This window comes from Paraburkholderia unamae (assembly GCF_003096875.1).
Classification (GTDB): Bacteria; Pseudomonadota; Gammaproteobacteria; order Burkholderiales; family Burkholderiaceae; genus Paraburkholderia; species Paraburkholderia unamae.
The window spans coordinates 180,155-194,924 of sequence record NZ_QEOB01000017.1 but is presented as its reverse complement, the minus strand read 5'-3'; the positions used below and the strand labels follow the sequence as shown (position 1 = coordinate 194,924).

General features: G+C 62.5%; 11 protein-coding genes. 2 read left to right on the top strand and 9 right to left on the bottom strand.

Annotation, left to right across the window (positions count from 1 at the left end):
* The first annotated feature begins 18 nt into the window (after window positions 1-18).
* Window positions 19-1,074, top strand: coding sequence for a LysR family transcriptional regulator (locus tag C7402_RS31500; RefSeq protein WP_181565666.1), 1,056 nt, complete (start codon window positions 19-21; stop codon window positions 1,072-1,074).
* A 178-nt stretch (window positions 1,075-1,252) separates the two neighbouring features.
* On the opposite strand, the gene C7402_RS31495 is transcribed toward C7402_RS31500, so the two are convergent.
* The 9 genes from C7402_RS31495 to C7402_RS31455 all read right to left on the bottom strand — a co-directional run bounded on the left by C7402_RS31495 (window position 1,253) and on the right by C7402_RS31455 (window position 12,018).
* The gene (locus C7402_RS31495; protein ID WP_244314984.1) at window positions 1,253-2,404 is read right to left on the bottom strand and encodes a hypothetical protein; all 1,152 of its coding nucleotides are present in this window, start codon (window positions 2,402-2,404) and stop codon (window positions 1,253-1,255) included.
* A gap of 111 nt (window positions 2,405-2,515) precedes the next feature.
* The gene (locus C7402_RS31490; protein ID WP_116613421.1) at window positions 2,516-3,274 is read right to left on the bottom strand and encodes a lipoate--protein ligase family protein; all 759 of its coding nucleotides are present in this window, start codon (window positions 3,272-3,274) and stop codon (window positions 2,516-2,518) included.
* A 57-nt stretch (window positions 3,275-3,331) separates the two neighbouring features.
* Window positions 3,332-4,117, bottom strand: coding sequence for an SDR family NAD(P)-dependent oxidoreductase (locus C7402_RS31485; protein ID WP_112173816.1), 786 nt, complete (start codon window positions 4,115-4,117; stop codon window positions 3,332-3,334).
* 105 nt (window positions 4,118-4,222) lie between these two features.
* Window positions 4,223-5,290: a 2,3-butanediol dehydrogenase gene (locus tag C7402_RS31480; protein WP_116613420.1), complete on the bottom strand. Its 1,068-nt coding sequence runs from the start codon at window positions 5,288-5,290 to the stop codon at window positions 4,223-4,225.
* A 158-nt stretch (window positions 5,291-5,448) separates the two neighbouring features.
* Entirely contained in the window at window positions 5,449-6,564 is a 1,116-nt protein-coding gene (locus tag C7402_RS31475; RefSeq protein ID WP_116613419.1) for an acetoin dehydrogenase dihydrolipoyllysine-residue acetyltransferase subunit, read from the bottom strand.
* Complete coding sequence (locus tag C7402_RS31470) at window positions 6,564-7,583, bottom strand: alpha-ketoacid dehydrogenase subunit beta (RefSeq protein WP_112173813.1); 1,020 nt, start codon at window positions 7,581-7,583, stop codon at window positions 6,564-6,566. Before C7402_RS31470 ends, C7402_RS31475 begins: the two co-directional genes overlap by 1 nt.
* A gap of 35 nt (window positions 7,584-7,618) precedes the next feature.
* Window positions 7,619-8,608, bottom strand: coding sequence for a thiamine pyrophosphate-dependent dehydrogenase E1 component subunit alpha (locus C7402_RS31465; protein ID WP_116613418.1), 990 nt, complete (start codon window positions 8,606-8,608; stop codon window positions 7,619-7,621).
* A gap of 26 nt (window positions 8,609-8,634) precedes the next feature.
* Entirely contained in the window at window positions 8,635-9,804 is a 1,170-nt protein-coding gene (locus C7402_RS31460) for an ATP-NAD kinase family protein (RefSeq protein WP_116613417.1), read from the bottom strand.
* A 210-nt stretch (window positions 9,805-10,014) separates the two neighbouring features.
* A complete protein-coding gene (locus tag C7402_RS31455) occupies window positions 10,015-12,018 on the bottom strand; it encodes a sigma-54-dependent Fis family transcriptional regulator (protein WP_116613416.1) in 2,004 nt (667 codons plus the stop codon).
* 829 nt (window positions 12,019-12,847) lie between these two features.
* On the opposite strand from C7402_RS31455, the gene C7402_RS31450 reads away from it, so the two are divergent.
* Window positions 12,848-14,716 (top strand): sigma-54-dependent Fis family transcriptional regulator, encoded by a 1,869-nt coding sequence (locus C7402_RS31450; RefSeq protein WP_116613415.1) that lies wholly within the window; start codon window positions 12,848-12,850, stop codon window positions 14,714-14,716.
* Window positions 14,717-14,770: the final 54 nt, after the last annotated feature.

Sequence of the window (14,770 nt, the reverse complement as noted above, 5' to 3'; positions counted from 1 at the left end):
GGATCGGACGAGGAAACGATGGAGCGATTCTACGAATCCGCGCGATACCCGTATAATTGTGTTTCTGTATATATCGATTTCAAATTTGATATGAGTCCCAAGCCCGCGACGCAGGCGATGTCAACGGACGAATCGCCCAAGGCATCGAAGCCCCATACCAGCCTGCGCATCTCGAGCCGGCACGTCGCGTTGCTTTACGCGCTCAACGAATTTCGCAACATGCGCCGCGCGGCGGACGCGATGCACACCACCCAGCCTGCCGCCAGCCTGTTGCTTCAACAACTGGAAGAGCGGCTGGGCGTGAAGTTGTTCGAGCGTCTTTCACGAGGCATGGAGCCGACCGCTTATGGCGAAGTCATGATTCGATATGCGCAAAGCGTGTTGCACGATTTCGAACATGCCGAGGCGGAAATTGCCGAGTTGGCAAAAGGGGCGGCGGGCCTCGTGCGCGTCGGCACCGTCATGGGCCCCGTACCCACGCTCCTGACGCGCGCGCTGGCGGCGTTCAAGCAGGCGAATCAGCGCGTGCGGCTAAGCATCGAGGTGGGCACGAGCGATACCTTGCTGCCGGCCTTGCTACGCGGGGATCTGGACGTCGTGCTCGGCCGTTTGCCCGACCAGTTCAACGAGCAAGACCTGAATATCGAGCCGTTCGAGAAGGGCGAACAGATGCGCGTGATCGCGCGACCGGATCACCCGCTCGCTGGCTGCGACAAGCTTCGTCTGGCGACTTTGGTCAACGCAACATGGATTCTCCACCCCCTCGGCAGTCCCATGCGCCGGCGGGTCGAGGGTGCGCTTCAGGAAGCCCGGCTGACAGCCGATCTCGACATTGTTGAGACGGCCTCGATCCTCGCCACGACCGCGATGATCGAAGCATCGGACATGATTTCCGTCGTGCCAAACGATGTTGCGCAGCATTACGCCAAATACGGAATGGTCACGATACTGCCCGTGGCATTGCCACTCTCAATGGCCAATCTCGGCATCGTCACGCGCAAATCGCGCACACCGTCACCCGCCGTGCAGATCTTGCTGCGGTATCTGAAAGAAGACGATCATCCGGATCGGTGACGTCGTTGAACGTACTGTCCCGCTCCGCCGTGACGAGGCGAGAGCTTGACCGACTCAAGATGATCCAGGCGGTGGCTGATCCGGCTTGCCAGGCACGCAGGCACTTCAGACATACTTCTTGCGCTGCTGTGGCAGATCCGTGCAGATGCCCTCATACAATTCTGGAAAAATTCCAATCTTAATTATTCGCATTCCTTATTTTTGAAATGCCAAAAAAATCGAAATAAACTATGTAAATCAACATGACAAAATTCAGCAGATCCACCCATGTCAGCGGGTCGCCACTGAAGCTTGAGGTAATCGGTGCCTCATGCAGAATTCTCTCCGCAAACCATCGTGTGTAGAATTGAAAGGAGACGATTCCGAGTCCCCAGCACAGGAGAAATCGAGTCATTCGATTCCAGAAGGAACCGAATCTCTGGGGAAAATTTCCCATGACATTCGCCCAGAATATCAACCAGAAGACGATCCATACACCGAGTTGCGCAGCCCATATCGGGAGTGCCTCGCCGATTTTCGAAAGCGCTTCATCGGGAACAAGATACGCTTTGATCAGTGCGATAAAGCCGAAATAGATTGCGGTCCCCATCAAGAAGTTGCCGAAAAACGCTGCAAGCGCGACAAGGCCTCTGCGCTTCAGCATACTCCATGGCCAGTTATCAAAAATGAGGAATGTCGTCAACCATGCGACGATAACGGAATAAAACCAGCCAATCGTAACGGGCAAGCTCAACAGGGCTTTGTGTGACGCGCTGGTAGACGAGAGATTGGGATAGACAAGAAGGAAATAGCCGAGCGTTGTCAGGCACACACCACTCATTAATTGCGCCAAGCCTGCCTTGGCCTGGCTTAGCCCACTGTCTGTCCAGGGCCATCCGGCCATTCCCGTGGCAAGTATTCCGAAACCGTAGAAACCAATCAGAACAATAAGGCCGGTTGCGCCCTGTCCGGCACTCCCGGCAAATGTGGGATCCAGCCGTCCATAGCCATACACGAAGGCAGCGGGAATCGCGAATCCAAGCAGGAGCGTCAAACCAGTGGCGGCACAGCCTCGCAGTGGCTGCTTCAAGGTGGAGAAGCCGGCCATGCCGAAATTGAAGCCGATAAAGACGAGAACCAGGATGCCCCAGAAGAGGTACATACCAAACGGTTGAGGATAGTACCGCCAGACCGCCTTTACGGGGTCAACGAACAGACGCCACACACCGAGACTGACGACCTGCACGATCAGAAATACTGCGATTGGAAATACGAACGGACCGAGTGTGGCTCTCCCACTTCCGGTCGCGATGCTTGGTGCCGTATTGGCACCGGTTTGGATCGGTTCCATGTATCTCGTCTCCATTTGCTTATTGCCACGGGGAGCCGGACGCGAAGCCCGCAAGCGCGGATCGCGTGCCCGACTATCGTCGCTTGTCGGTACTACCCTGATTGACTGCGTTCAACCGTCTATCGCCGCGGGAGGCGTTGCTGCGGCCACACAGGCACGAAGTGCTGTCACGACGCGCTCGTCAAGCCGGTCAGCCGGCGTGTCGCCCGTGCCGGAAAGCGCCTGCTGTACCGTGACCACACGCTCGGGGAGATAGCGTCTCCCACTCCCGATGGCGTCCTCGAAGGCATTGGCACGTTGATTGATTTCCTCTGGATCGGCGCTGACCAGCAACACGGCATGCGCCAGTACCACGTGCAACGGCGATGACGACGCTTGCGACGCCGCCTCGATGCGGCGCCAGTATTGCGCGGTACCGGCGATCTTGCGTGCGTCGCCGGGTGGCCCCCAGGCCAGATTGAAGCGGCCATCGCAAAACGAGCCGTTCACCGTCTGCCAATGCGTCCGCACCCCCAGCACGGCGAGCGCTTCGCCCAGAATCGTGCACAGATGTCGATAGACGGCTTCGGAAAGTCCGCCCACCGTGCCGCGCAGCGGGTAGGCCAGACTAAGATTGAGAATGCCCGGTCCCTGCGGCACCAGACCACCGCCAGACATGCGCAGAAAGACCGGACAACCTCGCGCCGCGAACTCGGCGCGCGCACGCTCCAGCGCGGCGAAGCGCTGGTAGCTGCGCGGCACCACCAGCGACTGCGGTGCCTGCCAAAGATGCGCGACACACCGGCCCGACACCGCCAGCGACAGCAGGTCTTGCTCCGCGACGAGCGGATCGGCGGTGCCAACATCAAGATCGATAATGTCGAATGGCATTTGCGTGTGCGTGAGGAACGTGACGCCAACCCCGCTCGACCGGGGCGACACTCGTGCCTAGTGAAAGGTGAAGCCGCCGTCAACGTTGACCGACTGGCCGGTGACGTTGTCCATCGTGGCAAAGAACAGCGCCAGGCGCCCCATGTCCTGCGGTGTTTGCGCACGGCCCTGCGGAATCAGTGAAAGCTGGTGGCGGGCCCAGGAGTCCTCTACCGATTCACCCTCATTCTTCCACTCATCGGCGAGGCGGTCCCACATGTAGGTTCGCACGATGCCGGGACAAATGGCGTTAACCGTGATGCCTTCCTGGGCCACTTCCTTGGCCAGCGCGTTGGTGAAACCCACCACTGCGAACTTCGAGGCGCTGTAGTGCGCAAGGTTCGGAAAACCTTCCTTGCCGGCGATCGATGCCACGTTGATGATGCGCCCCGACTGTCGTGCACGCATCGGCCCCAATGCGGCCTTGCAGCCCAGGAAGGTTCCTTTGGCGTTGACGTCCATGACGAAGTCCCAGTCTTTCTCGGCAAGATCCGCGACCGGGTGGATGCTGATGACGCCCGCGCAGTTGACGAGCACGTCCAGCCCGCCCAGTTCGGTCACGGCCTGATCGACCATGGCTTGCACCTGCGCAGCGTCGGTCACGTCCACACGCCGCACCAGCGCCTTGCGGCCCAGACTGCGCACGGCCTCCTGGGTGGCGCGCATGTCGTCCTCCAGCAGGTCGGCGATGAGGATATCGGCGCCCGCCTCGGCCAGCGCCATCACGATGCCGCGGCCGATGCCGCGCGCGCCACCGGTCACGACGGCCGATCTGCCGGCCAGAGGAAGAGAAGCTTGCTGCATGAATGTCTCCTTGGTATGGGTGTCCTGGCTTCGCCTCATCCGGCTGCGATGCGGCAGCCGGAGGCCTGGACAGGCAGAGTGCCCCTCTTGCGGAGGAGCCCATGCTCACTTCATTCTGGGCTGAACGATGATTTTTACGGCTGATTCATTGTTGTGAATCAGGGTGTCAAATCCCTGCGAAATCAGGTCATCCAGTTGAATGCGCTGGGTGATGAACGGTTCCAGATTGATCTTCCCCTCCTCCACCAGCTTGATGGTTTCCTGATGATCATTGCAGTACGCGATCGTCCCGCGCACGTCCAGTTCCTTCATGACCACGCTGTGTACATTGACGCTGGCCGGGTGGCTCCAGATGGACACGATCACCACCACGCCGGTCGATCTTGTCGCGGCCACCAGCGTGTCCAGCACCTTGTTCACGCTGGAGCATTCAAACGCCACATCCACCCCTTCGCCACCGGTGATTTTCATCACTTCGGCGACCACATCCACTGCGGTCGGGTCCAGGATGTAATCGGCGACGCCGGATTCCCGGGCTTTTTCCTTGCGCGCGGCGCTCAGCTCCGTGATGATGACGCGCAGGCCCTTGGCTTTCAGAATCGCTGACAGCAACAGGCCGATGGGTCCGGCGCCGCCGACCAGGGCCACATCGCCGGCCTTGGCGCCGCTGCGGGTGAAGGCATGGTGACCCACCGACAGGGGCTCGATGAGGGCGGCCTGATCCAGTGGAATGGCCTTCGAGATCGGGTGCACCCAACGGCGTTTGACCGCGATCTTTTCGGACAGGCCGCCGCCACGGCCACCCAGGCCGATAAAATTCATGTTCCTGGACAGGTGATATTTGTCGCCCGGCCCGGTAGGGACGTCGTCGGCCACGATGTAGGGCTCCACCACCACATGCTGGCCGACTTCGATATCGTTCACGCCCTCACCCACGGCATACACCACGCCAGAAAATTCATGGCCCATGGTGATGGGAGCGGACTCCCTGGAGATCGGATGCGGATGGCCGCAGGGCGGAATAAAAATCGGCCCCTCCATGAATTCGTGCAAATCCGTGCCACAGATGCCGCACCACGCCACGTCGATGCCGACGGTGCCCGGCGCCACGACGGGCTCGGGTATGTCTTCGATCCGGATATCTCCACGATCATAAAAACGTGCTGCCTTCATGGTTCAAACTCCTTGATCTGTTTCGAATGAGGTGATCCAGAACCCCTCGCCCCTGCTGCGCAATGCGGCGAGGCGTCCTGGAGATCGGCTGACTCACGGTGAGGCGCGGCGGTCAGCCCGGTATTCAGAAGGTCATCACCAAGGCGGACCCGCTTGCTTCACGGGTTCAAATGCTGACGCAGCAGTGCATTCACTTCGTTGGCCCTCTCCATCTGCGGCATATGGCCTGCACCGTCGAGCAGTTCCACCTTTGCTTCGGCCGGCGCGGCCTTGGCATGGCTGCCCGGAATGACCTGATCGTCGCTGCCCCAGATCACCAGCACCGGCTTGCCGAAGCTGCCCAGCGCACGGCCGGGTTGTTCGCTCTGCCTGCCGCCACCGAACAGTTGTGTGCCTAGCGCGCCGAGCGCTTCACTCACACCGTCCAGGCGTTTGTACTTGAGCAGATCGTCCAGCAGCTGGCGACTCACCAGCGCGGTGTCGGCGAACAGCAGCTCGGCCACGGGTTTGAGTTCGCGGCGCGAATCGGCACGCACAAAGCCGTCCGTGTAGTCGGCGTTGACCTCGTCGCCGAAGCCGGCGCTGTCGATCAATGCCAGCGAGGCCGCCTTGTCCGGCGCGTCCACCGCGATCTGCGCGGCAACGCCACCCCCCATCGAGTGACCGACCAGGTGCGCCGATGGCACGCCGATCACATCCATGAACTGGCCGACGAAAGCCGCCTGCGCCTTGAGCGTGGTACCGGCCAGCTTGACAGTCGATTGCCCGTGCGCCGGCAGGTCCAGCGCGATCACCGGGTGCTTCTCCGCCACCGCATCGAGGTTGAACAGCCAGTTGTTCAGGTCGCCGCCAAAGCCATGGATGAAGAGCACCGGCGTGCCCGATTCCGGACCACGACGCGCATAGCGCACCCGAATGCCGTCCACCTCTGCGTAGTCGAACGCCGGACCGGTGTCTGCGTCGTCACTGTCGGCGGCCGGCACCTCGAACGCGGCGATGTAGGCTTCGACCTCGGCATCGCTCACCTCCGTCTCGGCAAGCACGCCGAGCAGCGCCTTGACCGGCAGCGTCTCGCCGCTCTGCGCGACGATGCGGCGCAGCAGGCCGGCATCGGTCGCCTCGACGGCGTTGGATATCTTGTCGGTGTCCACGTCCACCAGTGCCTGGCCGACCTGAATGCGCTCGCCCTCGGCCACGAGCCAGTCCTGCACGGTGCCTTCGCGCATTTCCAGGCCCCACTTCGGCATGACGATAGGGGTGATGTTGACGGCCATCAGTGCTTTCCTCCCTTGCCCAGGGTACGACGGGCCGCCGCTGCAATCTGCGCGCTGCCAGGGAGGTAGAGATCCTCAAGCGTGGGCGAGAAAGGCACCGGAACATGCGGCGGGGCGACCATTTCAATCGGTCCCTTGAGTGCCTTGAATATCTGTTGCGCCACCTGCGCCGAAATGTCAGTCGCGATGTTGCAGCGCGGGCTGGCCTCGTCCACCACGACCAGGTGGCCGGTGTTCTCCACGGATTCGAGCACCGTGTCCATGTCGAGCGGTGACAACGTGCGCAAGTCAATCACTTCGGCCTCGATGCCTTCCCGCGCAAGCTGGGCGGCGGCCTCGAGCGCGCGGTGCACCATGAGCCCGTAGGTGACGATCGAGACATGTTTCCCGTCGCGCACGACGTTCGCCTCGCCGAACGGGATGGCGTACGAGTTCTCCGGCACCTCGCCTTCGAACCCGTACAGGTTCTTGTGCTCGCAGAAAATCACCGGATCGTTGTCGCGAATCGACTGGATCAGCAACCCCTTGGTGTCATACGGCGTGCTCGGACATACCACCTTCAGCCCCGGGATATGCGTGAACAGTGGCGTGAGCATCTGCGAGTGCTGTGCGGCCGCGCGGAAGCCCGCGCCGACCATGCAGCGGATGACCACGGGCGTCTCGGCCTTGCCGCCGAACATGTAGCGGAACTTGGCGGCCTGATTGAAGATCTGGTCGAAGCACACACCCATGAAATCGATGAACATCAGTTCCGCGATGGGCCGCATGCCGCAAGCCGCGGCGCCGATCGCAGCACCCACATAGGCGCTTTCGCTCAGCGGCGTGTCGAGCAGGCGGTCGCCGTGCTTCGCATAGAGTCCCTTGGTGACGCCGAGCACCCCGCCCCATGCGTCTTTTTCCCCTTCCGCGCCGGCGCCGCCGACAATATCTTCGCCGAGCATGATCACACTCGGGTCGCGGGTCATTTCCTGGTCGATCGCTTCGTTGATCGCCAGTTTCATGCTGAGTTTGCGGGCCATGATACGTATTTCCTTTGATTCGTCGGGTTCGCTGTTCAGTACTTCACGTAGACGTCAGTGAGCAGATCGGCAGGCCTGGGCTGCGGAGCTTCCTTCGCTTCCTCCACGGCGCGCTCGATAAGGGCGGCCACGTCGCGGTCGATCGCATCCAGTTCGGCGCGTGTGATCAATTCGGACTCGATGACCCGGGCCGAAAAAATCTTCAGGCAGTCGTGATTGGCGCGGATGTCGTCCAGTTCGCCCGGTGCGCGATAGGTTTGTGCATCGCCTTCGAAGTGGCCGTAGAAGCGCACCATCTTGCATTCCAGCAGCGAGGGACCGCCCCCTTCACGCGCCCGGCGAATGACTTCGCCCGCTGCCTCGTGCACGGCGAAAAAGTCGGTGCCGTCCACCGTGACGCCAGGGATGCCGAATCCGGCCGCGCGGTCCACGTAGCTATCGACCGCGGTGGCGTAGTCGCGCGAAGTGGCCTCGGCATAGCCGTTGTTCTCGATGACGAAAATGACGGGCAGATTCCATACCGCCGCCAGATTCAGGCTTTCGAGGAAGGTGCCCTGATTGGAGGCGCCGTCGCCCGCGAAGGTGATCCCCACTTCGCCCTTACCGCGAAACCTGGCGGCGAGCGCGGCACCGCAGATCAGCGGCGCGCCGGCGCCAAGAATGCCGTTGGCGCCCATCATGCCTTTGGACAGGTCGGCAATATGCATGGAACCGCCCTTGCCATTGCAGGAGCCACCGGTCTTGCCGTAGATCTCTTTCATCATGCCGATCACGTCCACGCCCTTGGCGATACAGTGGCCGTGCCCGCGGTGGGTGCTGGCGATGCGATCGCCGTCATGGAGATGATGCAGAATCCCGACCCCGGTTGCCTCCTCGCCGGCGTAGAGGTGCACGAAGCCAGGGATGTCGCCGCGCGAGAAATCGACGTGCAGGCGTTCCTCGAAATCGCGGATAGTGCGCATCCTGCGATAGCACTCGAGTAGTTCGTCATGGCCCAGCGGTAGGGCAGCAGGTTTCGCAGTCATGCGTGTCTCCTTTGAAAGGTTGTGTTTTACGGCAGCGAAGGAAAAGCGAGGGGCTCGGCCCCGGTGGATTCGTATGCGGTGTTCGCCTGAGCCGCGAGCGCTGTTGCGGGCGTTCCTCGAAGCAAACCTTGCGTTGCGGCATAGTGCAGACAACGCGCCACGTCGACCGAGCGAAAGGCCCGCTCGCGCAGCGTGATCGTTAAGCAGTCCTTCTGGCTAAACGTGAACTCGCGCTCGCCATCCAGGGCCACCACCCCGGCGCGCTGACGCACGCGCATCGGCTCACCGTCGACCATCCGGCGCCAGCCGTGTATCGGTATGGGCCGCAGCAGACCGGGTGCGATCGGGGCATGGAGATGAAAGAGCGGCTCGTCAGCGGCGCCGGTCGCGAGATCATCCGGCCCGGGCGGAGTCAATTCCACGTACAGTCCACCGTGTTCGCGCCGGCCCACTGGCGCCAGCATGCCGCCGATGGACGACAGCCCGATCGCCTCAGGTTCGGCAAAGGCCAGATAAACGGCAGCAAGCGAGTCGGTCCGCCATAACGCCTTGGCGCCGATGTAGTGCTCGTGGGCGATGACGGCATCCACAAGCGCGATGTCGTGACGTACGGCCCCATTGGCCGCGTTCAGCGTCACGTCCAGCCGCTTGTTGAAAGCCAGCGCGGCATCGGACGGAATGCGGCCCACGGTATGGAGCCCGACCGCGAGTCCGGCCAGTGTGGCCTCGCGCAGCTCGGGATAGGCGTTGTTGGTGCCGGTGGACAATCCGGCGATCGGGATCTGTCCGCACTCGCGCACCACGGCGCGGTGTGTGCCGTCGCCGCCCAGCACGATGATGGCCGCGACTCCGGCTTCGCGCATCATGTGCGCTGCGCGGAAAGTATCGTCCACGCGACCTGTCGCCGGCATCGCGAGCCAATCCAGTTGCGGCCATGCGTGACTATGGCCTGCTGCCGCGCGCTCGCGCGCCATGTGCCGCTCCAGCATGGGCTTCAGGCCTTCACGGTCCGGCATCATCAGCACCCGCGTCACGCCGCATGCGCCCAGCGCCGCCATCGCGCGAAGCACGATATTCACGCGGTCGGACAATTGCAGACTGTTGGCGTTGGCGACGACGCGCCGGATGTCGCGAGCCGATACGGGGTTGGCGATGATGCCGACCCGTGGCGGACGAACCGGGGAAGGTTCGTGCATGCCTGTCTCCTGATAGGTTTTAGTGACAGGACTTATTGCAACAGTTGTGCCAACACCAATGCTGGCTGGCAGAAGCGATAAATTAGGGGGTTACCCTGAAGAACAGACGGTGAAACACGCTGTTCCGTGCGGTGCGTGTGACAGGTGTCACAGCATCGGTTGTCTAGCGTTTGACAGGTGTCTCAGTGCACCTTGACGTTCCGTACCGCGTCAGTGCCCGGCGTGCTCGCTCCCGTCTGCGCGGCCAGAAGCGGTATCGTTGCGGTTCGGCGACTGGATGCCATGGCGGGCCATGCGGCGATACAACGTCATGCGGCTGATGCCAATCTGGCGCGCGACAGCACTCAGGTTCCAGCCGGAGGCGCGCAGATACTGCATGAGCAGCATGCCTTCGGGGGATAGCGTGTGCGGTTCCGCGTCTGCGCAATGCGCTGCCGCGTCAGGCGCCGGGCATTCGGGCGTGGGCACGAGGTGTTGCCCACCGATGCCCTCGGGCAGGTCGTCCGTTTCGATGTGCCGGTGGCTGCACACCGCGCGTGCATATTCGAGCACGTTGCGCAGTTCGCGTAGATTGCCCGGCCAGCGATGGCGGTGCAGTTGGGCTCGGGCCGGTTCAGAGAGCGTGTAGGCAGGCAGTCCTTGCGGCACCGTGAGAAACTTCTCGACCAGCCAGTCCAGATCGCTACGCTCGCGTAGCGGGGGTAAGGTAAGCCGCGCGCCGTTGAGCCGGTAATACAGATCTTCGCGAAAGCGCCCCCCGCTGACCAATTGATCAAGCGAATGGTGAGTCGCCGAAATCACCCGCACGTTGACGGGTACCGGACGTGACGCGCCGATCGCCAGGACTTCGCCCTCGGCGAGCACTCGAAGCAGGCGCGACTGGAGTTCTCTCGGCATGTCGCCGATCTCGTCGAGAAACAACGTGCCGCCGTCGGCCTCCTGGATCAAACCGCGTTTGGCTTTCGAGCCCGCGCCCGAAAAGCTGTTAGGCAGGTGGCCGAACAGTTCGCTCTCGATCAACGTCTCCGGAATCGCCGCGCAATTGACCGCGATGAAGGGACCGTCCCGACGCGCACTGGCCCGATGCATCGCTCGCGCAAAGTATTCCTTGCCACTGCCGGTCTCGCCATTGATGAGCAGGTTGATCGGCGCGTCAATGAGCCTGGAGGCACGCTGCAATTGCTGCTCCAGCGCCGCATCTCCGCCGCACAGCGCCGCCAGACCGGCCGGCAATGGCGTTTGCGTGTGGGGAGGCAAACGCAGCATCGGCGGCATGACACTCAGATAGAGTCGCTTTGCGCTGCGGCTCAGCTGGACGATACGTTGCTCGCTGGGCCGCGAATAGACGAAGCGGCCCAATTCCTCCGCGCGCGCGTCAAAGAGTGTGTCGAATCGTGCGCCGAGGAGAGACGTCCCCGTCGCACCGACGCCGGGCTCGGCCGTCAGCATCTGGTGTGCGCGACGGTTATGGCCGACGATGCAGCCATTGGCATCGAGCGCTATCAGATACTCCGGATTGACATCGAGAAATTCAAACGCCGGGCTCAGCTTCAGGATCCAGTCCTGCCGATGCCGACGCAGAAAATAAGCGTCCTCGATCCGGCCGGCATAGGTGCGCACCAGGTGCAGCGCGAGCGTCTGGCTGTCCTTGGCCAGCGGCGAACTGAGCGCGGAAATGTCCAGAATCGCATTGAGCCGGCCGTGCGGATCAAACAGCGGCACGGCTGTGCAGGTCAGCGGAATGTGCGTGGCATCGAAATGATCGGCCTGATGCACCGTCAAGCCCTGGCCTGTCGCCAGCGCGGTGCCGACAGCGCACGTGCCGGCACCGTTCTCGCTCCATTCGGCGCCCAGATAGAGACCCGCTCGACGCAACCCCGCGTCTGTGCCGGCATCGCCAAGATAGTCGACTGTGACACCGTCCGCATCGGTCAGCAAGACGACGTAGCCCATCCCGGCCACCTGGCTGTACAGGGTTTCCAGTCCATAGCGGGCAATGCGAGCAAAATCGTCGATGCGTTGTTGATGCTCGCGCAGCCGCATCTGCGGCAGGATGCGCGCTTCCTGCATACGCGTTGGATCGAGGCCGTACTGATGCACGCAACGTTGCCAGGAGCTCTGGATGATTGCGTCGTGCATCCGGGCGGCCACCGGCGGCTGGCCGGCAGTCGTCAGGACCACGGTTTCGATATGATCACGTTGCCGCACGTCCATTGTCGTCTCCTGTGTCCGCGACGTGTGATGCCGGGCACGATCGTACTGGCACACAAACCGGACGCCTCGGGCAGCGCTTCAAGGCACACCCGATGTTTTCGAGTTAGGCCGATAATGTACCATCACCGCGGCACGATCCTGGAGGCGACGCATCACCGTCTGCCCAGGCAAGCGTGCGTGAGTCGGCTCATGCGCGGCCGGTACCTCACACCGGTTGCCCCTCTCCGATCTTCGCGCCAGGACTGTCTCGCCTTAGTGTGAGCCACACCGAACAGCGTGTGCAAATACGACAAGACCGGTCGTGCGTCCCTTCGCCGGTCACACCGACCACCTCCGCCTGGAATGCACGCGAGAGAGAGTGACTCGCGGTCCGAGGCCGGACCCAAGATTGTGTTTCCTGATAGCGACGCGCCGTGCGAGACCGTGCTTCGCATTTTCCCGTGGACCTTGCAAGCGACGTGCCAATAACACTCACAACGCTGTGCGTCTGCGCAACGTACCACGCAGCAAGGGCCCTAGCCGTTTTTCAGCCTTCGCAGCATCGACGCTTGCATCGCTCGCAGCGTCTCAGCCACCGTCTCGTACCCTGCAAGACACGAGAAGAACCGCCCTGGGCTCGCACGACAGAAATCGCGGCGGCCCCGCACGGCGCGCCTGAGCGACGTTCCAGCCCACGACTTCATGCGAAGTGTCGCACGATGAGACGAACGTCTCAGCGGTCTTGCCTGCTTCGCCGCCGTGTGATCACGAGCCAGGGATGTGCTACAAAGAATCCCGCCGAACGCTCTCCGGTCCGGCGCTTCCCGTCTGCAACCGTCTGGAACCGCTTATGTCATACGTCCTGGCCGCTGCCCGTCATGCCGAGCACGTGCGTGGCGCTGTGGAAGGCCGTCTTCCTGCGCCGTCCGGTTCGCCTCAACTCGCCGCCTCGTGGCAGCGCTCGTTCGCTCTTTACCAACTGGACCCTGGCGCAGTGACCGGCCCACGCGTGTTGAGCGCCACTGAGGTGCGCGAAATCCGCGATCGGGAAGAGGCTTTGATGCGGGCCTCGGCTGAATGCCTCACGCGGTTGCACGATATGGTGCGCGACGACAACTATTGCGTCATGCTTGCTGATGCACGCGGCGTGACCATCGACTACCGCGTCGCCCACGATCGCCGCAAAGAATTCAGGCACTCAGGACTCCATATCGGATCGTGCTGGTCGGAAGATGAGGAAGGCACCTGCGGCATAGCGAATGTGCTCGCCGACCTCGCACCCGTCACGGTACACAAGACCGATCACTTCCGCGCCGCGTTCACGACCCTCACCTGTAGCGCAGCACCGATCTTCGCGCCGGATGGCGATCTGATCGGCGTGCTGGACGCCTCGGCCGTGCAGTCGCCCGACAACCGCGAAAGCCAGCGCATCGTCAACCGGCTCGTGCGCGATAGCGCCACGCTCATAGAAAATGCCTGCTTCCTGCAACGCATGGCGTCGTGCTGGATACTCTTCGGCCATCAGAGCCGCAATCATGTAGAAGTTAGACCTGACTTGCTGATCGCCTTCGACGAGAGCGGCAACGTGGTCGCTGCGAACCGACGCGCGAGCGAATGGATGCCGTGTCCCAACGGCCCGCATCACATCGACGAGATCTTCGATCCATTGCACGTGAAGCTGCGCGACATCGGGCACACCGGGACCATTGCGCAACTGCGCCTGCGTGCGAACGGCACAGTGCTTTACGCGCGCGTTCGCGCGCCGTTTGGACACGTCGGCCGCCGCGGCCCAGTCGCCAGGCACGGAGCAATACCGCTGTCGCATGAAAGCGGCGCACCAGCGCGAGAACACGATTGCAGTGCGCTCGGCCCTTTCCTGCGCAGCACGGATGCGCGTGTGGTCGAGAACGCACGCATCGCGCAACGGGTGGCGGGCAAGCGGCTGCCAATCCTGCTTCAGGGCGAAACGGGCGTGGGCAAGGAGGTGTTTGCCCGCGCGATTCACAACGCCGGCGCGCGACGCAACCGCCCGTTCATTGCTGTCAGTTGCTGCGCGCTACCGGAATCGCGAATCAGGCGTGAACTGTTCGAATATGGACCTGGCCCATTCGAGGCCGCGCGCCGCGCCGACATACGTGGCACGATTGCGATGGCCGATGGCGGCACGCTCTTTCTCGACGAGATCGGCGATATGCCGCTGGCGCAGCAGGCGAGCCTGCTGCGCGTGCTTGCGGATGGCGTGATGGTGACGGTTGACGGCAAATCGTCGAGGCATGTCGACGTCAACGTGATCTGCGCGACGCAGAGGGACCTCGCGCATATGACCCACACCGGCGCCTTTCGCGACGATCTCTACTATCGGCTGAGCGGCGCGGCGCTCACGCTGCCGCCGCTGCGCGAGCGGCACGACATCGCCGCGCTCATCGACACGATATTCGCGGACGAAGCCCAGGCCGTGGACAGACCGCTCACGCTCGACGCTACCCTCGCGGCGCGCCTCGCGATGTATGCGTGGCCAGGCAATCTGCGCCAGTTGCGCACGGCCATCCGCTACGCGTGCGCCGTGTGCGACACCGAGCTCGTCGACACGCGGCATGTTGATGCGATTCTTGCCTCGCAACTGCCGCCGGTTGCACCGCCAACCACGAAGCCGACCGCACGAGTGCGAGCGCACGCATCGATGCCTGCGCAATCCTCCCCGATTCGTGCCAGGACCTGAGGCATACCGCACGTATCCGGGCGATGATTGATGAGATATTGCAGACGTTTCGGG

Excerpts from the sequence above, each read along its gene's own strand:
- C7402_RS31500 (WP_181565666.1), top strand. The coding sequence starts at position 19 with ATGGAGCGATTCTACGAATCCGCGCGATACCCGTATAATTGTGTTTCT.
- C7402_RS31495 (WP_244314984.1), bottom strand. The coding sequence starts at position 2,404 with ATGGAACCGATCCAAACCGGTGCCAATACGGCACCAAGCATCGCGACC.
- C7402_RS31490 (WP_116613421.1), bottom strand. The coding sequence starts at position 3,274 with ATGCCATTCGACATTATCGATCTTGATGTTGGCACCGCCGATCCGCTC.
- C7402_RS31485 (WP_112173816.1), bottom strand. The coding sequence starts at position 4,117 with ATGCAGCAAGCTTCTCTTCCTCTGGCCGGCAGATCGGCCGTCGTGACC.
- C7402_RS31480 (WP_116613420.1), bottom strand. The coding sequence starts at position 5,290 with ATGAAGGCAGCACGTTTTTATGATCGTGGAGATATCCGGATCGAAGAC.
- C7402_RS31475 (WP_116613419.1), bottom strand. The coding sequence starts at position 6,564 with ATGGCCGTCAACATCACCCCTATCGTCATGCCGAAGTGGGGCCTGGAA.
- C7402_RS31470 (WP_112173813.1), bottom strand. The coding sequence starts at position 7,583 with ATGGCCCGCAAACTCAGCATGAAACTGGCGATCAACGAAGCGATCGAC.
- C7402_RS31465 (WP_116613418.1), bottom strand. The coding sequence starts at position 8,608 with ATGACTGCGAAACCTGCTGCCCTACCGCTGGGCCATGACGAACTACTC.
- C7402_RS31460 (WP_116613417.1), bottom strand. The coding sequence starts at position 9,804 with ATGCACGAACCTTCCCCGGTTCGTCCGCCACGGGTCGGCATCATCGCC.
- C7402_RS31455 (WP_116613416.1), bottom strand. The coding sequence starts at position 12,018 with ATGGACGTGCGGCAACGTGATCATATCGAAACCGTGGTCCTGACGACT.
- C7402_RS31450 (WP_116613415.1), top strand. The coding sequence starts at position 12,848 with ATGTCATACGTCCTGGCCGCTGCCCGTCATGCCGAGCACGTGCGTGGC.